Genomic DNA, 23,563 nt, shown 5'->3' on the forward strand with positions numbered 1-23,563 from the left:
TACTGCCGTCCTCCACCGCTGCTATATTCAGTCCAGCTCGGCAGGCATGGTGCCTGCCCTCGAATCACAGGGAGTTGGACATGGGTCTGGTACAGGCGGTGAAGGGGGCGGTTGGCGGTGTGCTGGCCGACCAGTGGAAGGACTTCTACACCGTGCCGGCGGGCCTGCCGTCCACGGCCGCCCTGTTCGCGGCGGTGCCGCAGGGCACCAATGCCGGCCGCGGCTCCAACACCAGCGGCTCGTCCAACATCATCACCAACGGCTCGAAAATCATCGTGCCCGAAGGTTACGGCCTGCTGCTGTTCCAGGACGGTGCGATCACCGCATTCGTCGCCGAACCGGGTGGCTACGAATGGCGTTCGGACGATCTGAACTCGCAGTCGATCTTCGCCGGCGACGGCCTGGTCAGCACCTTCATCAAGCAGAGCTGGGAACGCTTCAAGTTCGGCGGCCAGCCGGGCGCGCAGCAGGCGGCCTACTTCGTCTCGCTGAAGGAATTGCCGGACAACCGCTTCGGCACCCAGTCGGAAATCTACTGGGACGACGGATTCCTCAATACCCAGGTCGGTGCGATCACCCGCGGCTCGTACACGCTGAAGATCGTCGACCCGATCCTGTTCGTGAAGAACTTCGTGCCGGCCAGCTACCTGCGGCCGGGCCAGGTGTTCGACTTCACCGATCTGGACAACGCCGCTGCCAGCCAACTGTTCAATGAAGTGGTCGGTTCGCTGGCCCCGGCCTTCAGCCTGTATACCAACGATCCGGGCAAGGGCAACCGCATCACCAAGCTGCAGCAGGACTCGCTGGGCTTCGCGCAGAGCCTGTCCGCCGCCGTCGAGCAGGGTTACCAGTGGAAGTCCGACCGCGGCCTGGCCATCGTCAAGACCGCCATCGTCTCGATCGAGTACGACGCCAACACCCGCGAACTGCTGAAGACCGTGCAGCGCGCCGATGCGCTGTCCGGTTCGCGCGGCAATTCCAACCTGCAGGCCAGCGTCGCCCAGGGCATCCAGTCGGCCGGCGAGAACGGCGGTGCGGCGGGCCTGGTCGGTGTCGGCATGGCCTCGGGCATGTTCGGTGTGGGCGGCATGCAGCAGCCGGTCACCCCGGCTGCAGATGACCCGGTGGCCAAGCTGAAGAAGGCAAAGGAAATGCTGGACCTGGGCCTGATCACCCAAGGCGACTATGACGCCCTGAAAGCCAAGGCACTGGGCCTGTAACAGCAGAACGCACAACCCACATGTCCGATCCCAGAAACGGCCCACCGCCGCTGCCCGGATCCGTGCCCGCGACGCCACCGCCCCTGCCGGCGGCGTCGTTGGATGGGCCCGGTTCGCCGCAGGACGTCCCTCCCCTGCCCGGCAGCTTCCCGCTGGACACGTCGACTCTGCCACAGGCCATCCGCGATGAAGTGGAAGCGCCCGATCCTGTGGCCATCGATACCTCGGCCAGCGAGCTGAAAGACGGTCTCAACCGCTGCCCGAAGTGCGGCGCCACCGACATCCGGCCCAAGGCCGGCACCGATATCCTGGTCTGCCTGTACTGCCGTCACGAATGGCATGGCGCGCGCGTGGAGGAGGAATTCGGGCTGGGCGAGGCCATCGACCAGCTGCGCGGTACGGTCATCGCCTCCGGCGCGCGTGACATCGACGCCGACACCTCGGCGTTGATGACGTTCAAGTGCACCGGCTGCGGTGCCGAGGTCACGGTCAATACCGAAAGCACGATGACGGCGCGCTGCCACTGGTGCCGCCACGTCTTCGGCGTCAACGAACAGATCAGCAATGGCGCGGTGCCTGATGCAGTGCTGCCCTTCCATATCAAGAAGGACGATGCGGTCGCGCGCATCCGCCAGTTCGTCGACAAACGCCGCATGTTCGCGCTGAAGGCCTTCAAGGACCAGTTCACCCCGGAAAACGTGGTGGGCGTGTTCCTGCCCTACATGATCGTCGACAGCAATGTAAGCGCGGCCGTGGCCGGCAAGGGCGAGATCAAGACGCGCGAGTACACGGTGGGCAGCGAGAAGAACAAGCGCACCCTCTACGACGCCGATGTCTACCAGGTCGAACGCCAGGTCGATTTCACCGTTGATGACCTGCCCCTGGAATCCTCGGCCGAGCGCGGCAATCTGGATACCCGGGCCAACACCAACAACATCATCAACACCATCCTGCCATTCGACACCAAGAACGCGGTGAAATGGAACGCTTCGTACCTGGCCGGCTTCACCTCTGAAAAACGCAATCTCGACGTGGAAAAGCTGCGGCCCCGGCTGGAAGACCAGCTTCTGTCGATTGCCCGCGCACAGGTGGAAGGTTCGGTGAGGCGCTACAACCGTGGCGTGCGTTGGGAACAGGAACAGCTGGAGGTGCACGGAACGCGCTGGGTGTCAATGTACCTGCCGGTGTGGTTGTACTCGTATCACCAGCCCGGAAAGAACGGCGGCATGTTGCACTACATCGCGGTGAACGGCCGTACCGGCGAAACCATGGGCAGCGTGCCAGTGCAGCAATGGAAGATGCTGCTGGCGGCACTGGCCACCGGCACCATCATTGAAGCCCTCGCAATTGCCTTCCTGGTAGCATCGACATGAGCGACGACAGTGGACTCTGGCTGTTGGCGGCAGGTCCAGCCGGCGCGACCGCGCTGTACTGGGCGCTGTACCGCTATTACCGCAACACGGACAAATCGCATTCCTTCGAGCACGAGACCGAAATCGAGGCACAGCCCGTGACCGGTTCGGACCAGCAGGTGGGCCGGGTCATCGGCACCGAGGAAAAGCGCATCCGCGGTGACAACGTGTACGAGTACCGGAAACGGGTGGTAAGGGTGAAACCCGACCAGTAGAGCCAAGCCATGCCTGGCTGCGGGAGGTGCCGGCCGCGGGCCGGCATTCCTTCGGCTCTGGGCGTCAAAGGGGAGCCGGCCAGCGGCCGGCACTACCCTTCAGCGGACAGCCCCTGTTCTTGGCTGGCTTGCCTCAGGGCGCGCCCTCACACCGTCTCCCACCCCACCGGTTCGATACTCGCGCGATCCACCCTTCCGAGGATCCTGCGATGGCTGCTCTGCTTGCCCGTAGCTGCCTGTCGGCGCTGTACTTCCTGGCCCTGCCCGCCCTTGCCCAGGACGCTTCGTTCGGCTTCGGCGAACAGACCACCCACACCGACCAGACCACGCAATCCAGCAGCACCCAGACCCAGACCAGTGGTTCGATGACCACGCAGACCACCACCAGTGGCAGCTCCCAGTCCGAGTCGCGCACCGAAAGCAAGGAGATCGACGTGGGCTTCGGTTTCCACGACGACAACGACGACTGGAACCATGACCGCCACCGCGGCGACCGCGATGTGCGCGACAGCGATCTGTTCGGCAGCTGGACGCTGGGCCAGGAGAACGGCAGCACCTGCACCATCGAGCTGAAGAACAGTGAGTGGTTCGGTGGCTACAGCGCCTACGTGCCTGCCGGCTGCCCGGACGGCTTCTTCTCGGCCAACCGCTGGGTACTGTCGGGCAACCAGCTGCTGCTGACCGATACCAGCAATACGGTGTACGGGCGTTTCCGCGCGTCGGGCAGCGGGCGCTGGTCGGGGTTCCGCGAGTCGGATGGAGCCCGGCTTTATCTCAATCCCAGGGGGCGTTGACCGCGACGTGCACGCGATGGGCACGGGCAGACCGCGAAGATCAGCCGTCTACCGTGCCCCGCTGCTGACATGTCCGCTCCCACCGGTTCCCGCCTTGTCATCTATGCCGCGCTCGCGGGCAACCTCGCCATTGCGATCGCCAAGTTCATCGCCGCCGGCATCTCCGGCAGCTCGGCCATGCTCAGCGAAGGCGTGCATTCGCTGGTCGACACCCTCAACGAGGTGCTGCTGCTGTACGGGCTGCGCCGCGCCGGCAAGGCGCCGGACCCGGTACATCCGTTCGGCTATGGCCGCGAACTGTACTTCTGGAGCTTCATCGTCGCCCTGCTGGTGTTCGCTGCCGGCGCCGGCGTTTCGGCCTACGAAGGTATCCAGCACATCCGCCAGCCGGAGCCGGCCACCAACCACGCGTTGAGCTACAGCGTGCTGGGCATCTCCATCCTGTTCGAGGGTGCCTCCTGGTGGGTGGCGCTGCGCGAGTTCCGGCGTACCAAGGGCAAGCTTGGCTACTTCGAAGCCTTCCGCCGCAGCAAGGATCCTTCCACCTTTACCGTGCTGCTGGAGGATAGCGCGGCCCTGCTGGGCCTGGGTTTCGCACTGATCGGGCTCGTGGCCGCACAGATCCTGGACACGCCGGTGCTTGATGGTGTGGCGTCGCTGTGCATCGCCGGCGTGCTTGCCGCCACCGCCTTTCTTCTCGCACGCGAAACCAAGGGACTGCTGGTGGGCGAGCCGGCCCATCCTGCGGTGGCTGAGCGGATCATGGCCGTGGCCGAAACCGATCCGGACCTGCGCCACGCCAATGGCGTGACCACCATGCAGATGGGCCCGGAACAGGTCGTGGCCATGCTCAGCGCGGAATTCGAGGATGACCGGCGCACGCCGCAGATCGAAGCCTGCATCACCCGCATCGAAACTGCAGTGAAGCAGGAGTTTCCGGAACTGGTGGCACTGTTCGTCAAGCCGCAGACGCCGGAGGTCTATGCCGCACGGAGAGCCGCACTGGCCGCCGGTCCTGCGCAGCAATGACACTGCGTCTGCGCCCGTTTCACCTGCCTGATGCCACAGTGCCATCACCGTTTGCCCGAGCCTGCCTCTACCGTGCCGGATTGGTTGCCTGCCTCTCTTCAGATCCTCCCGCGCAGCTTCTACCGGCGCCCGCCCGTCGAGGTTGCGCCCGAGCTGCTCAACAAGCTCCTGGTCCGTGACGATGGCCGGGCCGGTCGCATCGTTGAAGTCGAAGCCTACGCGGGCAGTGTCGATCCGGCCGCACACTCCTATCGCGGGCAGACGCCGCGCACGGCCAGCATGTTCGGTGAGGCCGGCCACCTGTATGTCTATTTCACCTACGGGATGCACTGGGGCAGCAACGTTGTCTGCGGCGAAGTGGGTGAAGGCGTGGCGGTGCTGCTGCGGGCCATCGAGCCGCTGGTGGGCCTGGAGCGCATGCGCGAACTGCGTCCCGCCGCGCGCCGCGACCACGATCTGGCCAGCGGGCCCGGCAAGCTCTCGCAGGCCTTCGGGCTGGACCGCAGCTTCGACGGCGCTGATCTGGTGACCGGCAACCACGGCATTGTCATCGTCAGCGACGGCGTGCCGCCGCCGGAGGATCCAGTGGTCGGGCCCCGCATCGGCATCACCCGCGCTGTTGATTTCCCCTGGCGTTGGCACGTCCGTGATCATCGTCACGTATCGATACAGCCACACCGCGCTCTCTCCCCGGCGAGGAAACGATGATGACCCCGCTCGACAAACCGCTGCGACGCGAACTGGACATCGATGGCCAGCCCTACACCCTCATCGTGGACCCCGAAGGACTGAAGCTGGTTGAGAAGGGGCGCCGCAAGGGCATCACGCTGCGCTGGCAGGACCTGGTGTCCGGTGATGCCGCGCTGGCTACCGCCTTGCAGGCATCGCTCCGGCAACACTGAGCCGGCGCGCGCGCCTCACGCCGGCATCACCCTGCCATGGCGATACATAACGCCGCACGCACTACCGTGATCCAAGACAGCCGCCGCAACCGCCCTCGCCACCCAGCCCTGAAAAGCGCCATGGACGAAGCCGAACGACTGCTTGAAATCGAACGACTGCACCTGTTGGATACGCCCCCGGAGCCGGTGTTCGATGCCATCGTCGCCGCCGCCCGCGCCGCGACCGGCCTGACGATGGGCCTGATCACCGTGGTGGCCGAAGACCGCCAGTGGTTCAAGGCCAACATCGGCCTTGAGGGCGTCAGCGAGACGGCTCGCGAAATTTCCTTCTGCACCCATGCCATACGCCAGGACGAGCTGTTCGAGATACCCGATGCGCGCCAGGATCCACGTTTCTCCACCAATCCGCTGGTGACAGGTGGGCCGCGCATCCGCCACTACGCTGGCATCCCCCTGGGCTCGGCGCACGGCGCACGTATCGGCACGCTGTGCCTGCTCGACCCGATGCCCGGCGTGCTGTCCCCCTCCCAGCGCGAACTGATGGTGCATCTGGCGCGGGTCACCACCCAGGTGCTGGAACAGCGCAGTACCCTGATGGCGCAGGTTGGCCAGGCGAAAGCGCTGCATCGCGAGCTGAAACGCAGCGAAGACTTCCTGGAGCGCACCAACCGCGCGGCGCGGGTGGGCGGCTGGGAGATGGACCTGGTCACCAACGAAGTGCGCTGGACCCGCGAGACCAAGCAGTTGCACGGCGTGCGCAGCAACTTTGAACCGACGCTCGACACCGCGCTGTCGTTCTATCGCGAAGACAGCCGCAACATCATCCGCGCGGCAGTGCAGCGTTGCATCGACGAAGGCACGTCCTGGGAGGTGCAGCTGCCAATGACGACCGCCGACGGGCGCGCGATCTGGACCCGGGTGGTCGGCAGCCGGCAACAGGTCGACGGCCATCCGCGCCTGGTCGGGGCCATCCAGGACATCACGGACGAGCGAGCCGCGCTCGACGCGCTGGAAGCCAGCGAAACCCGCTACCGGCGACTGTTCCACTATAGCCTGGGCCTGATCTGCACCCACACGCTGGACGGGACATTGACCTCGGTGAATCCGGCGGCGGTGCAGTCGCTGGGCTTCGAGGAAAGCCAGATGATCGGGCGCAGCCTGTGTGACCTGATGCCACCGGAAAAGCGCGAGGACTTCAAGGCCTACCTCGCCCGGATCCAGGCAAACCACACCGACGCTGGCGTGATCGAGCTGATTGCCGCCGATGGTACGCGCCACTACTGGGCGTACCACAACGTGCTCGACAACGAAGCCAGCCCGCCCTACGTGCTGGGGCATGCGCAGGACGTCACCGCGCTGAGGATGCAGGAGCAGCAGCTGCGCGACATGTCCTTCAAGGATCCGCTCACGCAGTGCTACAACCGGCGTTACCTGCACCGGCTGGATGAGCTGATTGACGAGCGCTGGGCGTGCGTGATGTTCGATCTGGACCATTTCAAGCACATCAACGACACCCAGGGCCACCGCCGCGGCGATGCCGTGCTGGTCGAGTTCGCCACCTTCCTGCGCTCGCCGCTGGGCAAGGACGAGACCGTGGTACGGCTGGGTGGCGACGAGTTCATGGTGGTGCTGGTCGCGCCCGAAAATGGCCGGTTGAGCGAACTGGAACACTGGTACCAGGACCACGCCGCGCTTTCGCCCAGCGCGTTCTCGATGGGTGCGGCCATCAACACGCCCGGCGAACCCGTGGCCGACACCATCCAGAAGGCGGACAGCCGCCTGTACCGCACCCGCGCGCGGGTACGCCGCGAGCGGCGCGAAGACCCGGCCGCACGCTGATCACGCCCTGACCGTCACCCAGGCTGGCGCGTGGTCGCTGGCCTTTTCCTGCAGTCGTACCCAGCGGTCGACGCCGGCATCCTTCAGTCGCTCCGCCAGTATCGGATTCAACAGCAGATGATCGATGCGCAGCCCACGGTCGCGCTCGGCATGTTGGCGGAAATAGTCCCAGAAGGTGTAGATCGTGGCGTCGCCGTGCACCTTTCGCAGCGCATCGGTCCAGCCCTGCGCGAGCAGCCGCTCGAAGGCATCGCGAACCTCGGGCTGGAACAGCGCATCGCGGCGCCAGGCCTTGGGGTCGTAGACGTCGGCTTCGGTGGGAATCACGTTGAAATCACCCAGCAGCAGCGCCGGGTGCGGCAGCTCGACCAGGCTGCGCGCATGCCGGATCAGGCGCGCCATCCAGCGCAGCTTGTAGTCGAACCTGGGCCCGGGCTGCGGGTTGCCGTTGGGCAGGTAGAGAGCGCCCACCACAATGCCATGCGCCGCCGCCTCCAGGTAGCGGCTCTGGGTGTCCTTGGGCTCGCCCGGCAATCGGCGGCGGCTTTCAACCGGCGTGGCCCCCCGTGCAAGAAGCGCCACCCCGTTCCAGCGCGCCTCACCCTGCCAGAGTGCACCGTAGCCGGCCCCTTCCAATGCCGCAGCGGGAAACGCGGCGTCGGTCGCCTTCAGTTCCTGCAGGGCAACCACATCCGGCGATTCCCTGTGCAGCCAGTCCAACAGCTGCGGCAGGCGTGTGCCGATGCCGTTGACGTTGAACGTCGCAATACGAAGCGTTTTGCGGCGGGACATGGCTAGAGGCTCCTCGGCGCATCGAGTGAGCGTTCACTGTGCGCGTCCGGGCATGCAGGGACCGTGGATGCCGCGTCATGATGCAATGGCGTCCGGTTCACGGACCGCTGCCATATCGCGCAGCAGGCTGGTCACCCTTGAACGGTGCTGGAGCGGCCCAATGGCGGTGCGTCCGCTGCGCGCGATCTACCAGGTCGACCCCTACCTCTTCCGCGACAGCAATGGGCGCGGCTGGGGCACTCTGGATGGCATCACCGAAAAGCTGGACTACCTGCAATGGCTCGGCATCAGCCACCTGTGGCTGCTGCCGTTCTACAGCAACGCCGGCCGCGATGGCGGCTACGATGTCACCGATCACTACCGCATCGATCCACGCCTGGGCAACGAGGCCGCGTTCCGGCGCCTGGTCGATGTTGCCGCCGCACGCGACATCGGCATCATCGTCGAGCTGGTAATGCAGCACACTGCCAGCGCTCACCCGTGGTTCGTCGCCGCGCAGCGCGGCGACCCGGCCTGGCGCCGCTGGTACCTGTGGAGCGACCACGTGCCCGACGACGGCCTGAAGCCGATGTTCCCGCCGATCGAGGCGTCTGCCTGGACCTGGAACGCCGAGGCCGGCGCGTTCAACCGGCATATGTTCTACCGGCACGAGCCAGACCTGGAGCTGGCCCATGCGCCGGTACGCGAGGAACTGCTGCGGGTGATGACGTTCTGGCTGCAGCGCGGCGTGGCCGGCTTCCGCGTGGACGCCGCTCCGTACATGGTCGAGCGCGCCCGCCACGCCGACCCCCGTGACGACGGGCTGTGGCTGCTGGAGGAAATGCGCGCCACGGCAGATGCGCAACAGCCAGGCCTGCCGCTGATCGGCGAAGCGGATGTCAGCGCGCCCCGCTACGGTGACTTCCTGCGCCAGGGGCGGCGGCTTTCGCACCTGCTCGATTTCCACCTCAACAATCATTTCTTCCTGGCCCTCGCGCGCGGCGACGCCAGCGAAGTGGCCCGGGTCATGGCCGAATACGGACCGCAGGCGCCGCCGCACACCCGCATCGCCTGGCTGCGCAACAATGATGAGCTTGACCTGGAGCAGCTGGAGCCGGAGGAGCGCGAAGCGGTGATGGAGCGCTTCGCCCCTGAGCGTGGCATGCGCATCTATGGCCGTGGCATCCGCCGCCGGCTGGCGCCGATGCTGGACGGCGACACCGCGTGGCAGGCCATGGCCTGGGCCGCACTGCTGTCGCTGGGTCAGGTGCCGGTGATCCGCTATGGCGAAGAGATCGGCCTCGGTGACTGCCTGGAGCTGCCAGAGTGCAATGCCGTGCGCATGCCGATGCACTGGCACGGTGGACCAGCGGCGGGGTTTACCGATCAACCGCGGCATGCCTGGCGCGCACCACCGGCAGACGGCCCGTACGGTTACCGCACGGTGAACGTCGAGGCGCAACGCGCGACGCTAGGTTCACTGCTGCTGCGGGTGCGCGAGCTGCTGCAGCAGCGCAATGCACATCCCGTGCTGCAGCAGGGTCCTCACACGCTCGACCCGCCATCTCCCGCGCTGCTGATGCTCCGCTACGGTGAGGCACCCCATCAGGCACTGGCACTGATCAACTTCGGCGACGAGCCGGTCGAGGTGGACGTGCCCCTGCGCGGTCCGTTGAACACGCTGGTGGGCCACGGCGCCAAGCTGCAGGATCGCCGCTGTTACCTGCAGGGCCATGGCTATACGTGGCTGGCCGCCGAGGGTGCCTGAGTGCGCAGCGCAGGCAGTACGTGCTCGGCGAAATCATCGATGAAGCGTTCCTGCTCGCGGTTCACGTTGTGCAGGTAGATGCGATCGAAGCCCAGTCCCTGCAGCTCCTGCAGCCAGGCCCGATGCTGGCCCAGGTCTGCCGAGACATGCACGTGCTGGCGCAGCACCTCGGCGCTGACCGATCGGGCCTGTGCTTCGAACTGTTCGGGCTGGTCCAGCCCTTCGGCCAGTTCCGGCGGCAGCACGTTGGCGCTCCACTGCTCCATCGCACCTTCCAGCGCCGCCTGTTCGGCGCGCGCGTAGGACAGCTTGGCCTGCAGGTACATCGGCTTGCCCCTGCCACCGCCGTCCTCGAACGCCGCCACCACACGCCGCAACTGCGCCAGTGGCTGGCTGATGGTGATCAGGCCATCGGCCCAGCCCCCCATCCAGCGTGCGGTTTCCTCGGTGACGGCCGCCCCCAGTAGCGGCAGGGGAAGCGCCGGGCGACTGTAGAGCCGTGCCTGGCGCACCCGGAAGCCACCGTCGTGGTCGACCTGCTCGCCGCCCCACAGCCGCCGCATCACCTCGGCCGCATCGCGCAGTGCCTTCTGCCGCTCGCGCTTGGCTGGCCACGGCTGGCCAGTGATGCGCTCGTTCAGGGCCTCGCCGGTACCCAGCGCCAGCCAGATCCGGCCCGGCGCCAACTGCTCCAGCGTCGCCGCTGCCTGTGCCACCAATGCCGGGTGCTGGCGCAGCATCGGGCAGGTCACCATGCCCAGGGTCAATGCGCTCTGCACCGCCAGCGCGCCGGCCCATACCCAGCTCTGGCCGGACTGCCCTTGCGCGGTCGTCCACGGGTGGAAGTGGTCCGAGCACATCAAAGCCTCGAATCCCGCCTGTTCGGCGCGCAGTGCCAGGCCAAGCAAAGTGGCGGGCGGGAACTGCTCATGCGATGCGTGGTAGCCGATGGTCATCACGGATTCCGTGCGGGGACTGGACACGATGGCAACACCCGCCGGGCTAAAACGGCGTCATGGAAACGAACGCTTCCTGCATCGGGCATCGACGCTGGGCTATCGCCGAAGGCTACATTCCAGCCTGGAGCAACGGCCCGTCACCGGAGATGCAGAGTCACGAAACCTGCTGTGTCCTCAATGCCGGCAACGAGGACGCGCATGTCACCCTGACCCTCTACTTCGAAGACCGAGATCCCGTGGGCCCCTACCAGGTCACCGTGCCGGCACGACGCACTTGTCACCTGCGCTTCAATGACCTGCAGGATCCGGCGCCGGTACCGCGCGGCACCGGCTTCGCTACCCTCGTCGAATCCGACCAGCCGATCATCGTGCAGCACACGCGACTGGATTCGCGTCAACCGGCGAACAGCATCATGACCACCATCGCCCATCCGCTGTGAAGTCCTGCGCGCACACATCCACGCCGCAACGACACCGCGCCCTCCGGCCGTTTACCGCCATGGAGGGAGACTGGCCCCGGTTTCCTTCCGGAGAGTGACGATGGCCCTGCCCGACTACCCACGCCCGCCCTTCCCCGCCCAACAGCAATCCTTCCCCGGCAAGACCGCGCAGATGCAGCCCCGGCCGGACCACGGCGAGGACAGCTACCACGGGCATGGACTGCTGAAGGGCAAGAAGGCACTGATCACCGGCGGTGACAGCGGCATCGGCGCGGCGGTGGCGATCGCGTTCGCGCGCGAAGGCGCCGACGTTGCCATCGCATTCCTCGATGGAGAGCAGGACGACGCCCGCCATGTGCAGCAGCAGATCGAACAGGCCGGGCGCAAGGCCGCGCTGGTGCCCTGTGACATCAGCGACCCGGCGCAGGCGCGCTCGCTGGTCGACCGCGTGGCCAGCGAGCTTGACGGCCTCGACATCCTGGTCAACAACGCGGCCTACCAACGCTACTACGAGCATTTCGACGACATCACCCTGGATGACTGGAAGCGGACGTTCGATACCAACGTGCATGCCGTGTTCAATCTGACCCGGCTGTGCGTGCCACATCTTCGCGGTGGCGGCGCGATCATCAACACGGCGTCGGTCAACTCCAAGCGGCCGACGCCGAACATCCTTCCCTATTCTGCAACCAAGGGTGCCGTCGCCAACCTGACGCTGGGGCTGGCCGGCCTGCTGGCCGAACATCAGATCCGCGTCAATGCCGTGCTACCCGGCCCGATCTGGACGCCGTTCATTCCCGCTGGCATGGCCGCCGAAGAGGTCGAACAGTTCGGCGCGCAGACGCCGTTCGGCCGCCCCGGACAGCCGGCCGAGCTGGCCTCGGCCTATGTGATGCTGGCTTCGGACAGCGCCAGCTATACCTCCGGCGCACTGCTGACCATCTCCGGCGGCGCGGCAACTCTGTGACCCCTCATGGCCGGATTGCCCGCCTGGATCCAGGATTGGCTGACCGTGGTTGTGCCGGTGGCCGAGGTGCTGGCCATCCTCGGCGTCGCGTGGGTGATGGTGCGCGCCCTGGCGTGGCTGCTGGTGCAGGCCCGGCAGCGCGGCAGGCTGGCTCCAGAGCTTCATGTGGGCCTGCGCCGCGGCGGTGCATTGCTGCTGTATCTGGCGGCCGCGCTGCTGATACTGGAGCGGCTGGGTGTTTCGCGCTCGGTGCTGTGGACCGCGCTGACCGGGTTCATGGCGGTCGGTGCGGTGGCGTTCTTTGCAGCGTGGAGCGTGTTGTCCAACCTGTTCTGTTCATTCCTGATCGTGGCTACGCGCCCGTTCCGCATCAACGACACGATCGAAGTGCTGGAAAGCGTGGACAAGCCGGGCCTGTGCGGCCAGGTGGTGGACATCAACCTGATCTACACCACGCTGAGTGATCGTGGCGAAGGCGCGCGCGGTTGCGTGCTGCGCGTGCCCAACTCGTTGTTCTTCCAGCGCATCACCCGGCACTGGGGTGACGGCGGCTATTCTCAGCTGCCGGGAAGCGTGCCGATCAAAGGCAAGGTGCGCTGAGTAGCTGTTGAGCCGAGCCCATGCTCGGCTTGCTGCGCGCAGCGCTCGGTACGGCGCGACCTGAACGGAGTGCAGCCGAGCGCGGGCTCGGCTCTACAGGTGCATAGCGGGCGGCCCTATTCCGCCGTCAATGCCTGGATAGGGTCCAGCTGTGCAGCACTGTGTGCCGGGAAGCAGCCGAAGCCCAGCCCGATCACAGACCAACACATCAACGCGGCCAGCACCAGATAGGTACCCATGCGCCGCTTGACGCTACAGGAACTCCGCCATGCGCTGCAGCTCGTCGTCCAGCGCACCACCAAACACCTTGTCGCGGGCCAGCGACTTGCCGGCATAACCCACGTTCGACACCAACTCACCCTCGCGCACGCTGAGATTGGCCCAGCCCACCACCTGGTCGTGCCACAACACCGGCAGTGCGTAGTAGCCATACTGCCGCTTCGGTGCAGGCGTGTAGGCCTCGAACTTGTACACCCATCCCCACAGCAGCTCGAAGCGACGGCGGTCCCACACCACCGGGTCGAACGGCGCCAGCAGGCGCACCTGTTCGTCCGGTGCATGGCGGCGCGAGCGCGGATTCTCGTCCACCGGCCAGTACCAGGTGGTGCCCTCCAGCGTGCAGCTGGCCAGTTGTTGCTTGGCCAACGCCAACGCCTGCCGGGTCTGCTCGGCCAGATGTGGGGCGCCATAGCCCAGCAGGCGCACCAGATAGGTCAGGCTGGCCGAGGGCAGCGGCGCGTACTTGCGCACCACCAGGTCGATCAGGGCGGCGGCCCGTTCAACCTGCGCCTGCTCGCTGGCGTCCGGCTCGGCGTGCTCGGCCACTGCATAGATGCGGGTGCCACTGTCGCGCCGCTGCACCCGCAGCAGGCCACGGTAGTGCATGCCGTCAAGCAGATGCGTGCTTGCGTTGCTGGTGCCGCCCCAGTAATTGGTGACCCGCCCATGCGCGAACGCCTGGTCCACCTCACGCGGGTGCACGCTGCCGCGCTCGCGCACGAAGGCCAGCACGTCGGCGGCGCGGCGTTGGGTCTCGGCGTCCCATTCGCGCTTGGACACGCGCGGGTGCATCAGTGCCAGATGCTCGCGCGGCAGGAAGCCGTAGTTCACCAGGCAATCCTCTTCCACCGGCAGGCGGGTATACCGGCGCTCAAGATCGCCTGCGCGATAGTCCTTCACCCGGTGGCGCAGGGTCAGGTCCTGCGCGCGTGCCGGCGCCCGGATCGGGTCGGCCTGCACGAAGCCCAGCTTCCGGATCGCGGTCAGCAGCGTGGTCGGCTTGAACAGGGTGCGCGCCACCGCGTAGCGGCGCAGATCTTCAAGGGTGGGCGTGGCAGGCATGGCCGCATTGTAGATCCACGCCATGCGTCGATGGCATCACGGTGATCGGTCCGCGTCCTCCGCATCCAACAACTGCAACGACCCGATCACCAGCGCCCGCATGCCCTGCTTGAACTCAGTGATCACCTGGCCCTCTTCGTCATCCGCAATCGCGTAGATGGTGTCGGCGCCGGCGATGCAGTAGAACGCGATCGTGGCCAGCAGCCAGCGTGCCTTGTCCACCGGCAGGCCGAACACATCAGCCACATGCGCCTGGTGCGAGGCAATCTTCTCCAGCATCGGCGCGGTCGCCACCGTGCGCCGCAGCAGGGAGGGCGGCAACCCGGGATGCGCCTTCACCACCTCGCACAGCGATTCCACGAACACCATCAGGTAACCCTGCAGGCCGCCCGGCGCATCGGCCGAGGCGCGGGGAATCTGCCAGCGCTGGAACACTGCCTCCGCCACCAGCCGCTTCAACGCCTCCAAATTGGCCACGCGCTTGTACAGCGCGGCCTGGGTCACCGCCAGTTCGGCGGCCACGTTGGCCATGCTCAGGTTGGGCAGACCCAGGCGGATGCCGATGTCGGCCAGGCGCTCCGGGGTGATGGTGGGCGGGCGGCCACGGGTCGGCGCCGTTGGATCGGGGTGCGTGCTCATACCCTGCTGAGGGTGCCAGCAAAAGGACCCTCTTGTCCGCTTCGCTCAATTTAGTTTATTTTACTCAACTAATTCGGAATGCGTCTGGTTCATCACCGGCGCGCCGTTGGCAACCGAGCCCAATGCTCACCTTCCCGCCAGGTTTCCACCCAGCCAACAACCCTGCACCGCGCCCCAATCCCGTGCGAGCCGATGGCCGCGCGCCAGGCGCCGTCGCACCTGCGATCCACAGGAACCTGGCATGCCCGTGTTCAACCTCACTTCCCCGCCGCGTCGTCCCGCACCCCCTGCAGACCCTGTCCTGGGGCATCCGCCGGGCGTGGCCCGGCGCTACCGGGTTTCGGCCCTGGCATTAGCCCTGCTGGCATCGCCAGCAGCGCTGGCCGAAACCGCGCCATCCACCCTGCCCTCGGTTCAGGTGCAGGAGCAGCGCCGCGTCACGGGTGACTATGCCGGCGGCCAGGTCGCGGCTGGCAGCCGCGTCGGCCTGCTCGGCGACAAGGACTTCATGGACACGCCGTTCAGCACGATCAGCTACACCGAATCTTTCATCCGCGACCGCCAGGCCAAGGACCTGACCGACGTCATCGCCGCCACCGACCCTACGGTGTTCAGCAACGGCGTCACCGGTGCGTGGAGCCAGAACTACGCGATCCGAGGCTTTGCCTCCAACACCAGCGACACCACCTTCAATGGCCTCAGCGGCATGGCGCCCTACTACCGCACCTCGCCGGAAATGTTCGAGCGCATCGAGGTGCTGAAAGGCCCCTCCGCGCTGCTCAATGGCATGCCGCCGGGCGGCTCGGTGGGCGGCGCGGTGAACCTGGTGCCCAAGCGCGCTGGCGAGGAGCCGCTGCTGCGGGTCAGCGCCAACTTCGCCTCCGATGCGCAGTTCGGCACCCATGTGGACATGGGCCGTCGCCTCGGCGCCGACAAACAGTTCGGCATCCGCTTCAACGGCGCGTACCGTGATGGTGATGGCGCGGTCGGCAAGCAGAGCAAGAAGGTGCAGCTCGGCGCACTGGGAGTGGACTGGCGCGGCGAACGTGCGCGGCTGTCGGCCGATCTGTACAGCGCCGATGACCGCGTGGACGGCCCGGCGCGCGGCGTCGGTCTGGCACCGGGCGTGGCCATTCCGCGGCCGCCGCGTGGCGATACGCTGATCAATCCGGACTGGGCCTACGTGGACAGCCAGGACAAGGGCGCGATGCTGCGCGGCGAGCTGGACATCAACGATAGCCTGATGGCCTATCTGGCCTACGGCACCAGCAAGACCGACTACCGCTACAACGGTTCGATCAGCGCGCAGATCCTCAATCCAGCTGGCGACTTCACCACGGTGATCGGCCAGCTCGCCTTCAATATCAAGAAGCAATCCGCAGATGCTGGTCTGCGTGGCAGTTTCCGCACCGGCGCTGTCGGCCACCAGTGGGCCGCCAACGTGACCCACTACCAGCACACCCAGAACGACTACGGCCGCCGCAGCGTACCCGGCTGGGACTGGACCACCAACCTGTACAACCCGGTGTGGGGCCCGGCCGCGCCGTTCGTAGCGCCACACATCTCGCATACCGAACTGCGGCTGGACAGCATCGGTGTTGCCGATACCCTGTCCTTCGCCGATGACCGCGTGCAGCTGACGCTGGGCGTGCGCCGCCAGCAGGTGGTCAGTGAGACCTTCAATGTCGCCAGCGGTGCGCGCACCTCGCGCTACGACGAGAGCGCCACCACCCCGGCTGCGGCGCTGCTGCTGAAGGCCACCGACACGATCTCCCTCTACACCAACTACATCGAAGGCCTCAGCCAGGGCGCCACCGCGCCGATGACCGCTGCCAATGCCGGTGATGTGTTCGCACCGTTCCGCACCAAGCAGAAGGAGCTGGGCCTGAAGCTGGACCTGGGCCGCTTCGCGCACACCTTCAGCGTGTACGAGATCAAGCGACCGAGCAGCTATACCGACCCGGTCACGAATATCTTCTCGTTTGGCGGCGAGCAACGTAATCGCGGCGTGGAATGGGGCCTCTTCGGCGCACCGCTGGACGGCGTGCGCCTGCTCGGTGGCGTGGCCTATGTGCAGCCGAAGCTGACCCGCACGGCAGGTGGCGTGAATGAAGGGCGCATCGCCACCGCCGTGGCGCAGCGGCAGGCCAAGCTGGGCGTGGAGTGGGATGTGCCGACCTTGCAGGGCCTGACCTTGACCGGCAATGCCACGGCGATGTCCAAGCAGTACATCAGTGCCGACAACAGCCTGTCGGTACCGGGGCGTACGTTGTTCGACGTGGGCGCGCGCTACAGCACCGCACTGGCCGGGCGACCCCTTGCGCTGCGGGCCACGGTGAACAACGTGACCAACAAGGCGTATTGGGGCATGCCGTTGTTGTCGAGCCTGGCGCTGGGTGCGCCGAGGACGGTGCTGCTGTCGGCAACGATGGATTTCTAAGCTGGCGTGGAACCCCTGTAGAGCCGAGCCATGCTCGGCTCCGTTTCGTCCGCTGAGCCGAGCATAGGCTCGGCTCTACAACTCGTCAGGCATTCCGCGAACGGCATCCACGCATGGCGTGGATCTACGTGTCATTCCGGATGCAGGCGATAGATGGCGTGGCTGGTCAACGCCAATGCCGCCAGCTTCAGCCCTTCCATTACGCGATCACCCACGTACTGTTCCGGGCCGCCATTCTGGCGGGCGCGTTCGGCCGCCAGCAGGATCTCCTGCACCACACGCAGCCCGGCCAGCGCACCGTCGGCGTCGGCCAACGCCAGGCACCGGCCCGGCAGCTGGTGGCGCTCGGGCCAAGGCTGGCCGTCAGAAGCCGCGCCCAGCCCGATGCTGTGCAGGAGGGCCGTCAGGTTGTTGCGATCGGGCGGGATGTCGTGCCCCTCATCGGCATTGGCCGGGGCGCGCTGATGGGGGAACTCCGATGCGTTCATGGCAGGTCTCTGTGCAAGGCATGCGGGACCACCGCCCTTAACAAAGGCGGCGGACGGTACGTGTGTGGAAACCGGTAGCTAAGCGTCATTACCCGGTGGGTTCGCTTGCGCGCACCCCACGTACCGCCCGCCATAGAACGCGACCGGAATGCCAGCCGGCGCCGCGCAAGGCGACGCCGGCTGGCAAGCGTAAACAACGCATAGCTAAACGGGTTTCCACACCCGGCCACCCTTTTTCGGTGGCAATCCATCATGTGCACAGCGGGGTGGCAGGCGCCAACAACCCAAGTGCAAAGACAGCAACGTTCACGCAGTGGCAGCATTGTCGCATATCGACAATCGCGCCGAAAATTCAATAACTTGCACCATGCCGATGGCGGCATGCTTCACCCGCATCGGCACCGCGCATTCCTTGACCGCATCCGGCATTCAGGACATGCCACATGCCAGTTCCGACATTACGCAAGCAGATGGGCAACCAATGCCAGCACCGCCAGATGCCCAACGTAGTACCCATAGAACGCCCAACGCCAGCGCGGCAGTTGCCTCGGCACCCGCGTCGCCAGCACGACCATAGGAACAGCCAGCATTGCCCAGCCGTTGTGGTTGGCCCAGCACACCGCTGCAAGCCCAACCAGCAACAGCCACCACGCTCGATGCCGGAACGCGATCCAGGCCAGCAACACGCTGCCGACACCGGCCCACTGGTAATCCACGAACATCGGCAGCACGCCGGCGGCCAGCAACAGCTGCACCGGCCGATTGTTCGCAAGCGCATGCACGGCCACCGCCGCCAAGGTGAAGGTGAGCAGGATGTTGAGCGGCAGCCAGGAACCGAACGCGAAGGCGTGCAACGGCTGCGCGATCAGCCCCCATAGCGCGAGCCGGCGGATCGATTTGCGCAGGTCGGCGCCCGGCTGGGCCAGGTTGCAGGCCATCACCAGCGCGAACAGCGGGAAGGCGATACGCCCCAGTTCGCTGACCACCGGCACGTAGCCCCCGAGCACCACCTTGGCCACGTGGTCGCCGGTCATGGCCAGCAGCGCGATCCACTTCAACAGCTCGCGCGCGCCGCTGCCGAGGCTGAGGTTGAACGTGGACGTCCCGGTCGTGGTCGCTTGCATCGCGGAAGCTTATGCGCATCGGCCAGCGCATTTCCAGCGCCGCGCAGGAGCCCGCCACTGCAAGCCGTAGATGGCGGCGCTATGCTGGCCGCCCCTGCTTGTGAGACACCTGCCATGCGCACCCTGTATCCGGCCATCGAGCCCTACCGCGAATTCACCCTGCCGGTGAGCGATCTGCACACGCTGCATATCGAAGAGTGCGGCACGCCGGAGGGCATTCCGGTGGTGTACCTGCACGGTGGCCCGGGCGCCGGTATCTCGCCGACCCATCGCCGCTTCTTCGACCCGGCGCGCTACCGCATCGTGCTGATCGACCAGCGTGGCAGCGGCCGCTCCACGCCGTTTGGCGAACTGCGCGACAACACCACGCAGGACCTGGTGGCCGACATCGAGAAGGTGCGCGAGCACCTCGGCATCGAGCGTTGGTTGGTCTACGGCGGCTCCTGGGGTTCGACGCTGTCGCTGGCCTATGCACAGGCACATCCCGAGCGCGCCACGGGCCTGATCGTGCGTGGTGTGTTCCTCGGTCGTGAGATCGAGAACCGCTGGTTCGCCGAGGCCGATGGCGGTGCGCGCTGGATCTTCCCGGAGCGCTGGGACCGCTATGAGGCTTATATCCCGGAAGCCGAGCGTGGCGACATGATCGCGGCCTACTGGACGCGCATGGATGGCCCGGATCAGTCAACCCGCATCGAAGCCGCGCAGGCCTGGTTGGGCTGGGAAGACAACGCCGCCACCCTGCAGCACGACGTGGATGCGCAATCCACCGATGATCCGCTGGATACGCTGGCCAAGGCTCGTATTGAAGCGCACTACTTCCGCAACGGCATCTTCCTGGAGCCCGACCAGCTGCTGCGCAACATCAATCGCATCCGCCATCTGCCCTGCGTGATCGTACAGGGGCGCTACGACATCATCTGCCCGCCGCGCAGCGCCTGGGATCTGGCCAAGGCGTGGCCGGAAGCCCGGCTGGAGATGGTGACCTCCGGCCACAGCGCGAACGAGCCGGCCACGGTGGATGCGTTGGTTCGGGCGACGGATGCGTTTGCCGACCGCGTCTGAGCAGATGGGTAGTGTCAGCCGCTGGCCGGCTTCCTGCCGTTCGAGGGTAGCGTCGACTGTGAGTCGACTGCTGTTGGCGACACTGCTTCGAAGCCCGCGCTGCGCGCGATAGTCGACTAACTCTACGGGGCCGGGTATCAGGTACCAGTCACGCCACCGGCTATACCAAGGTATAGCCGGGCTAACCCACGGGCCTCTAGGCCTGCCCCATTCAGGGGCGGACAATAGCGCCACTGGCCAGGGCAACCCTGGCTGGCACCCTCCCCTCATGGAGACGCAGATGGACCCCGACCCTGCTGGGCGCACCGCGCCCCGGATGACCGCTTGTTGCCTGTTCCTGGCGCCTGCCCGCCGGTCCCTGCCTGCCTGAGTGACGGGGGACCGCCAGGCGCCGCCTGCCTGGAGATCGCCCCATGTCCTACAAGATCCTCTACATCACCCTGCGCCGCCTGATTGGCGAACGCGATGTTGCCGCCCTGCGCAGCCAGCTGCTGCAGCACGGCCCGGTCATGTTCGCCCGTTCGCTGTCACTCGGTTCGCCACGCGTGGTGGCCGACGCGCTGTCGCTGCTGCCGATCAGCGAGCGCATCACCGTGCTGCGCCACCTGCCCTATCCCCTGCGCGATGCAATGAAGCCGCTGTGCATCGGCGGCAGCCAGCGCCTGCACATGCAGCCGTGGTCGCCGGCAGTGCTGGCGATGCGCCACGCCTGATCTGCCGCACCCATTCCGTTCGTGTTCCGGCTGCGGCCGGCTCTGACATTCGAGGAGCGTCCCATGAGCCTGCTCAACGCCTGGTTCAACGCCTTCCTGCGCAGCCGTCGCGCAGGCAACCTGTTCCGCCGTCGTGCGATGCCCGAGGCCGGGTTTGGCCCGGGCAGCGCCGAAGCGGCGCCGTTCGCGCTCACCACCGGCCTGGTCACGCTCGCCCAGCAGGACGAAGCCGAGCTGCTGGCCACGCTGGGCTCGCATGCCGATGGCCTCAGTCCGCATGAGGCCGAGGAGCGACTGGCCACGCTCGGCCCCAATGAGGTGGATCACGAGAAGCCGCTGCCGTGGTGGCGCCACCTGTGGCAGTGCTACCGCAATCCGTTCAACCTGCTGCTGACCGTGCTGGCGGCGGTGTCCTGGCTGACCGAGGACATCAAGGCGACGATCGTCATCGGTGCGATGGTGCTGCTGTCCACGCTGATCCGCTTCGTGCAGGAGGGTCGTTCGAACCGCGCCGCCGAGCGGCTGAAGGCACTGGTCGGCAACACTGCGCGCGTGCTGCGCCGCAATCCCGGCACCGAGGCTGCGGATGTGGCAGACCAGTACTTCGGCGCGCGCCTGCACAGCCGTCGCCCTGCACGCCTGCTGGACCTGCCGATCCGTGAACTGGTGCCCGGCGACCACGTCGTGCTGTCGGCAGGCGACATGATTCCGGCCGATTGCCGCGTGCTGAACGCCAAGGACCTGTTCGTGGCGCAGGCGGCGATGACCGGCGAGTCGCTGCCGGTGGAGAAATTCGCGCACCCGGGCGATGGCCTGGCCGGCCTGCTGGAACAGCACAACCTGCTGTTCATGGGTACCAACGTGGTGTCCGGTACGGCCACCGCCATTGTGCTGGCCACCGGTAACCGCACCTACTTCGGCACCCTGGCCCAGCGCAGCACCGCCACCGACCGTGCGCCCACCGCGTTCCAAGCCGGCGTCAACAGTGTCAGCTGGCTGCTGATCCGCTTCGCGCTGGTGATGGTGCCGTTCGTGCTGCTGATCAACGGCTGGACCAAGGGCGACTGGACCGAGGCGTTCCTGTTCGCGCTGTCGGTGGCGGTGGGCTTGACGCCGGAAATGCTGCCGATGATCGTCACCTCCACCCTGGCCAAGGGTGCGGTGCTACTGTCGCGGCGCAAGGTGATCGTCAAGCGCCTGGATGCCATCCAGAACTTCGGCGCGATGGACGTGCTTTGCACCGACAAGACCGGCACTCTCACCCAGGACAGGATCGCGCTGGAGCGCCACACTGATGTGTTCGGCCACGATTCGGAAGACGTACTGAAGTTCGCTTACCTCAACAGCCACTTCCAGACCGGGCTGATCAACCTGCTGGACCGCGCGGTGCTGGAGCACGTGGAGCTGCAGAGTTCGCTGCGGCTGTCGCAGGACTACCACAAGGTGGATGAGATCCCGTTCGACTTCGAGCGCCGCCGCATGTCGGTGGTGGTCTCCGAGCGCGAGGACCACCACGAGCTGATCTGCAAGGGGGCGGTAGAAGAGATGCTGGCAGTCTGCATCACCGTGCGTGAAAACGGCCAGGACATGCCGCTGGACGAGCGTCGCCTGGCGCGGGTGCGGCAGACCACCGAGGAACTGAACGAACAGGGCCTGCGCGTGGTGGCGGTGGCGATGAAGGAGACCGCCGCAAGCCAGACCACCTATTCGCAGGCCGACGAATGTGGCCTGACCCTGTTCGGCTACGTCGCCTTCCTGGACCCGCCGAAGGAATCGGCAGCGCAGGCGCTGCAGGCGCTGGCCGCGCATGGCGTGGAGGTCAAGGTGTTCACCGGCGACAACGAACTGGTGACCGCCCGTGTCTGCGCACAGGTGGGGCTGGACGCGGACACCATACTGACCGGCCCGCAGATCGAGCGCATGGATGATGGCGCGCTGTCGCGGGCGCTGCACCACCATCGCGTGTTTGCCCGGCTGACGCCGCTGCACAAGGAGCGGCTGGTACGCGAGCTGCGTGCGCAGGGCAAGGTGGTCGGCTTCCTCGGCGACGGCATCAACGATGCACCGGCGCTGCGCGCGGCCGACATCGGCATCAGCGTGGACAGCGCGGTGGACATCGCCAAGGAGGCGGCCGACATCATCCTGCTGGAAAAGAACCTGATGGTTCTGGAGGAAGGTGTCATCCAGGGCCGGCGCACGTTCAACAACATGCTGAAGTACATCCGCATGACCGCCAGCTCCAACTTCGGCAACGTGTTCTCGGTGCTGGTAGCCTCGGCCTTCCTGCCGTTCCTGCCGATGCTGCCGCTGCAGCTGCTGGTGCAGAACCTGCTGTACGACATCTCGCAGATCGCCATTCCGTTCGACAACGTGGACGAGGAACTGGTGCGCAAGCCGCTGAAGTGGAACCCGGCGGACATCGGCCGCTTCATGGTGTTCTTCGGGCCGATCAGCTCGATCTTCGACCTGACCTGCTTCGCGCTGATGTGGTACGTGTTCGATGCGCGCACCGCCGGCGGCCAGAGCCTGTTCCAGTCCGGCTGGTTCGTGGTCGGCCTGCTGACCCAGACCCTGATCGTGCACATGATCCGTACGCCGAAGGTGCCGTTCCTGCAGAGCATCGCCGCGCCGCCACTGCTGCTGATGACCGGCCTGATCATGGCCATTGGCGTGGCCCTGCCGATGAGCCCGCTGGCCGGCTACTTCAAGCTGCAGGCGCTGCCGGCCGGCTACTGGCCGTTCCTGGTGGCGATCCTGTTCGGCTATGCGGTGCTGACCACCGCGCTGAAGAAGTTCTACATCCGCCGGTACGGCTGGCAGTAAACGCCCGCCGCTTGTCC

At 66.4% G+C, this 23,563-nt stretch carries 22 protein-coding genes; 16 read left to right on the plus strand and 6 right to left on the minus strand.

The annotated features are described in order from the left end of the window. Positions 1-80 precede the first annotated feature (80 nt). The 8 genes from AC5P8C_RS00990 to AC5P8C_RS01025 all read left to right on the plus strand — a co-directional run bounded on the left by AC5P8C_RS00990 (position 81) and on the right by AC5P8C_RS01025 (position 7,411). Positions 81-1,220, plus strand: a complete 1,140-nt coding sequence (locus tag AC5P8C_RS00990) for an SPFH domain-containing protein (protein ID WP_197577931.1) — start codon at positions 81-83, stop codon at positions 1,218-1,220. A 20-nt stretch (positions 1,221-1,240) separates the two neighbouring features. Beyond that, on the plus strand, positions 1,241-2,593 hold the full coding sequence (locus AC5P8C_RS00995) for a TFIIB-type zinc ribbon-containing protein (protein ID WP_111098494.1): 1,353 nt from the start codon (positions 1,241-1,243) through the stop codon (positions 2,591-2,593). Then, entirely contained in the window at positions 2,590-2,847 is a 258-nt protein-coding gene (locus AC5P8C_RS01000) for a hypothetical protein (RefSeq protein ID WP_019659786.1), read from the plus strand. Before AC5P8C_RS00995 ends, AC5P8C_RS01000 begins: the two co-directional genes overlap by 4 nt. 209 nt (positions 2,848-3,056) lie before the next feature. Then, positions 3,057-3,641, plus strand: coding sequence for an AprI/Inh family metalloprotease inhibitor (locus tag AC5P8C_RS01005; RefSeq protein WP_058982870.1), 585 nt, complete (start codon positions 3,057-3,059; stop codon positions 3,639-3,641). Positions 3,642-3,710: 69 nt separating this feature from the next. After that, the gene (locus tag AC5P8C_RS01010; RefSeq protein WP_495218227.1) at positions 3,711-4,670 is read left to right on the plus strand and encodes a cation diffusion facilitator family transporter; all 960 of its coding nucleotides are present in this window, start codon (positions 3,711-3,713) and stop codon (positions 4,668-4,670) included. Positions 4,671-4,742: 72 nt separating this feature from the next. Further along, on the plus strand, positions 4,743-5,378 hold the full coding sequence (locus AC5P8C_RS01015; RefSeq protein WP_495218387.1) for a DNA-3-methyladenine glycosylase: 636 nt from the start codon (positions 4,743-4,745) through the stop codon (positions 5,376-5,378). Then, complete coding sequence (locus AC5P8C_RS01020; protein ID WP_019659790.1) at positions 5,378-5,572, plus strand: hypothetical protein; 195 nt, start codon at positions 5,378-5,380, stop codon at positions 5,570-5,572. Before AC5P8C_RS01015 ends, AC5P8C_RS01020 begins: the two co-directional genes overlap by 1 nt. Positions 5,573-5,692: 120 nt before the next feature. Continuing rightward, on the plus strand, positions 5,693-7,411 hold the full coding sequence (locus AC5P8C_RS01025; RefSeq protein ID WP_495218228.1) for a sensor domain-containing diguanylate cyclase: 1,719 nt from the start codon (positions 5,693-5,695) through the stop codon (positions 7,409-7,411). Here the strand turns inward: AC5P8C_RS01025 and xth are convergent, their stop codons facing one another. Then, positions 7,412-8,203 carry an exodeoxyribonuclease III gene (xth, locus tag AC5P8C_RS01030; protein ID WP_312544757.1) on the minus strand — a complete coding sequence of 264 codons (792 nt, stop codon included), beginning with the start codon at positions 8,201-8,203 and terminating at the stop codon, positions 7,412-7,414. It abuts the gene before it with no gap. A gap of 160 nt (positions 8,204-8,363) precedes the next feature. Between xth and AC5P8C_RS01035 the strand changes: the two genes are divergently transcribed. Then, complete coding sequence (locus tag AC5P8C_RS01035) at positions 8,364-9,950, plus strand: alpha-amylase family glycosyl hydrolase (protein WP_495218230.1); 1,587 nt, start codon at positions 8,364-8,366, stop codon at positions 9,948-9,950. Here AC5P8C_RS01035 and AC5P8C_RS01040 read toward each other — a convergent pair. Continuing rightward, positions 9,920-10,906, minus strand: coding sequence for a TIGR03885 family FMN-dependent LLM class oxidoreductase (locus AC5P8C_RS01040; RefSeq protein ID WP_233652795.1), 987 nt, complete (start codon positions 10,904-10,906; stop codon positions 9,920-9,922). The genes AC5P8C_RS01035 and AC5P8C_RS01040 overlap by 31 nt on opposite strands. Positions 10,907-10,965: 59 nt before the next feature. On the opposite strand from AC5P8C_RS01040, the gene AC5P8C_RS01045 reads away from it, so the two are divergent. The 3 genes from AC5P8C_RS01045 to AC5P8C_RS01055 all read left to right on the plus strand — a co-directional run bounded on the left by AC5P8C_RS01045 (position 10,966) and on the right by AC5P8C_RS01055 (position 12,916). Further along, the gene (locus AC5P8C_RS01045; RefSeq protein WP_233652794.1) at positions 10,966-11,349 is read left to right on the plus strand and encodes a sensory rhodopsin transducer; all 384 of its coding nucleotides are present in this window, start codon (positions 10,966-10,968) and stop codon (positions 11,347-11,349) included. 100 nt (positions 11,350-11,449) lie between these two features. After that, positions 11,450-12,316, plus strand: a complete 867-nt coding sequence (locus AC5P8C_RS01050; RefSeq protein WP_495218232.1) for a glucose 1-dehydrogenase — start codon at positions 11,450-11,452, stop codon at positions 12,314-12,316. A gap of 6 nt (positions 12,317-12,322) precedes the next feature. Then, the gene (locus AC5P8C_RS01055) at positions 12,323-12,916 is read left to right on the plus strand and encodes a mechanosensitive ion channel domain-containing protein (protein ID WP_495218234.1); all 594 of its coding nucleotides are present in this window, start codon (positions 12,323-12,325) and stop codon (positions 12,914-12,916) included. A 252-nt stretch (positions 12,917-13,168) separates the two neighbouring features. Here AC5P8C_RS01055 and AC5P8C_RS01060 read toward each other — a convergent pair whose 3' ends face one another. Further along, positions 13,169-14,257 (minus strand): DNA glycosylase AlkZ-like family protein, encoded by a 1,089-nt coding sequence (locus AC5P8C_RS01060; RefSeq protein ID WP_495218236.1) that lies wholly within the window; start codon positions 14,255-14,257, stop codon positions 13,169-13,171. 36 nt (positions 14,258-14,293) lie between these two features. Continuing rightward, complete coding sequence (locus tag AC5P8C_RS01065; protein WP_495218238.1) at positions 14,294-14,896, minus strand: TetR/AcrR family transcriptional regulator; 603 nt, start codon at positions 14,894-14,896, stop codon at positions 14,294-14,296. Between the two features lie 241 nt (positions 14,897-15,137). Between AC5P8C_RS01065 and AC5P8C_RS01070 the strand changes: the two genes are divergently transcribed. Next, the gene (locus tag AC5P8C_RS01070; RefSeq protein WP_495218240.1) at positions 15,138-17,336 is read left to right on the plus strand and encodes a TonB-dependent receptor; all 2,199 of its coding nucleotides are present in this window, start codon (positions 15,138-15,140) and stop codon (positions 17,334-17,336) included. A 131-nt stretch (positions 17,337-17,467) separates the two neighbouring features. On the opposite strand, the gene AC5P8C_RS01075 is transcribed toward AC5P8C_RS01070, so the two are convergent. Next, positions 17,468-17,824, minus strand: a complete 357-nt coding sequence (locus AC5P8C_RS01075) for a hypothetical protein (protein WP_019659801.1) — start codon at positions 17,822-17,824, stop codon at positions 17,468-17,470. A 458-nt stretch (positions 17,825-18,282) separates the two neighbouring features. Next, the gene (locus AC5P8C_RS01080) at positions 18,283-18,948 is read right to left on the minus strand and encodes a TraX family protein (protein ID WP_019659802.1); all 666 of its coding nucleotides are present in this window, start codon (positions 18,946-18,948) and stop codon (positions 18,283-18,285) included. 114 nt (positions 18,949-19,062) lie between these two features. Here AC5P8C_RS01080 and pip point away from each other — a divergent pair, with 114 nt between their 5' ends. From pip to mgtA, 3 genes are all read left to right on the plus strand, one after another. Further along, positions 19,063-20,010 carry a prolyl aminopeptidase gene (gene pip, locus AC5P8C_RS01085; RefSeq protein ID WP_019659803.1) on the plus strand — a complete coding sequence of 316 codons (948 nt, stop codon included), beginning with the start codon at positions 19,063-19,065 and terminating at the stop codon, positions 20,008-20,010. 413 nt (positions 20,011-20,423) lie between these two features. Beyond that, on the plus strand, positions 20,424-20,723 hold the full coding sequence (locus AC5P8C_RS01090) for a hypothetical protein (RefSeq protein ID WP_005413574.1): 300 nt from the start codon (positions 20,424-20,426) through the stop codon (positions 20,721-20,723). Between the two features lie 63 nt (positions 20,724-20,786). After that, the gene (mgtA, locus tag AC5P8C_RS01095; RefSeq protein ID WP_495218243.1) at positions 20,787-23,546 is read left to right on the plus strand and encodes a magnesium-translocating P-type ATPase; all 2,760 of its coding nucleotides are present in this window, start codon (positions 20,787-20,789) and stop codon (positions 23,544-23,546) included. Positions 23,547-23,563: the final 17 nt, after the last annotated feature.

The sequence above is a fragment of the Stenotrophomonas sp. YJH_SMC_46 genome (assembly GCF_059370315.1).

Coding starts and splice junctions, on each gene's coding strand:
- AC5P8C_RS00990 (WP_197577931.1), top strand. CDS start 81: ATGGGTCTGGTACAGGCGGTGAAGGGGGCGGTTGGCGGTGTGCTGGCC.
- AC5P8C_RS00995 (WP_111098494.1), top strand. CDS start 1,241: ATGTCCGATCCCAGAAACGGCCCACCGCCGCTGCCCGGATCCGTGCCC.
- AC5P8C_RS01000 (WP_019659786.1), top strand. CDS start 2,590: ATGAGCGACGACAGTGGACTCTGGCTGTTGGCGGCAGGTCCAGCCGGC.
- AC5P8C_RS01005 (WP_058982870.1), top strand. CDS start 3,057: ATGGCTGCTCTGCTTGCCCGTAGCTGCCTGTCGGCGCTGTACTTCCTG.
- AC5P8C_RS01010 (WP_495218227.1), top strand. CDS start 3,711: ATGTCCGCTCCCACCGGTTCCCGCCTTGTCATCTATGCCGCGCTCGCG.
- AC5P8C_RS01020 (WP_019659790.1), top strand. CDS start 5,378: ATGACCCCGCTCGACAAACCGCTGCGACGCGAACTGGACATCGATGGC.
- AC5P8C_RS01025 (WP_495218228.1), top strand. CDS start 5,693: ATGGACGAAGCCGAACGACTGCTTGAAATCGAACGACTGCACCTGTTG.
- xth (WP_312544757.1), bottom strand. CDS start 8,203: ATGTCCCGCCGCAAAACGCTTCGTATTGCGACGTTCAACGTCAACGGC.
- AC5P8C_RS01035 (WP_495218230.1), top strand. CDS start 8,364: ATGGCGGTGCGTCCGCTGCGCGCGATCTACCAGGTCGACCCCTACCTC.
- AC5P8C_RS01040 (WP_233652795.1), bottom strand. CDS start 10,906: ATGACCATCGGCTACCACGCATCGCATGAGCAGTTCCCGCCCGCCACT.
- AC5P8C_RS01045 (WP_233652794.1), top strand. CDS start 10,966: ATGGAAACGAACGCTTCCTGCATCGGGCATCGACGCTGGGCTATCGCC.
- AC5P8C_RS01050 (WP_495218232.1), top strand. CDS start 11,450: ATGGCCCTGCCCGACTACCCACGCCCGCCCTTCCCCGCCCAACAGCAA.
- AC5P8C_RS01055 (WP_495218234.1), top strand. CDS start 12,323: ATGGCCGGATTGCCCGCCTGGATCCAGGATTGGCTGACCGTGGTTGTG.
- AC5P8C_RS01060 (WP_495218236.1), bottom strand. CDS start 14,257: ATGCCTGCCACGCCCACCCTTGAAGATCTGCGCCGCTACGCGGTGGCG.
- AC5P8C_RS01065 (WP_495218238.1), bottom strand. CDS start 14,896: ATGAGCACGCACCCCGATCCAACGGCGCCGACCCGTGGCCGCCCGCCC.
- AC5P8C_RS01070 (WP_495218240.1), top strand. CDS start 15,138: ATGCCCGTGTTCAACCTCACTTCCCCGCCGCGTCGTCCCGCACCCCCT.
- AC5P8C_RS01075 (WP_019659801.1), bottom strand. CDS start 17,824: ATGAACGCATCGGAGTTCCCCCATCAGCGCGCCCCGGCCAATGCCGAT.
- AC5P8C_RS01080 (WP_019659802.1), bottom strand. CDS start 18,948: ATGCAAGCGACCACGACCGGGACGTCCACGTTCAACCTCAGCCTCGGC.
- pip (WP_019659803.1), top strand. CDS start 19,063: ATGCGCACCCTGTATCCGGCCATCGAGCCCTACCGCGAATTCACCCTG.
- AC5P8C_RS01090 (WP_005413574.1), top strand. CDS start 20,424: ATGTCCTACAAGATCCTCTACATCACCCTGCGCCGCCTGATTGGCGAA.
- mgtA (WP_495218243.1), top strand. CDS start 20,787: ATGAGCCTGCTCAACGCCTGGTTCAACGCCTTCCTGCGCAGCCGTCGC.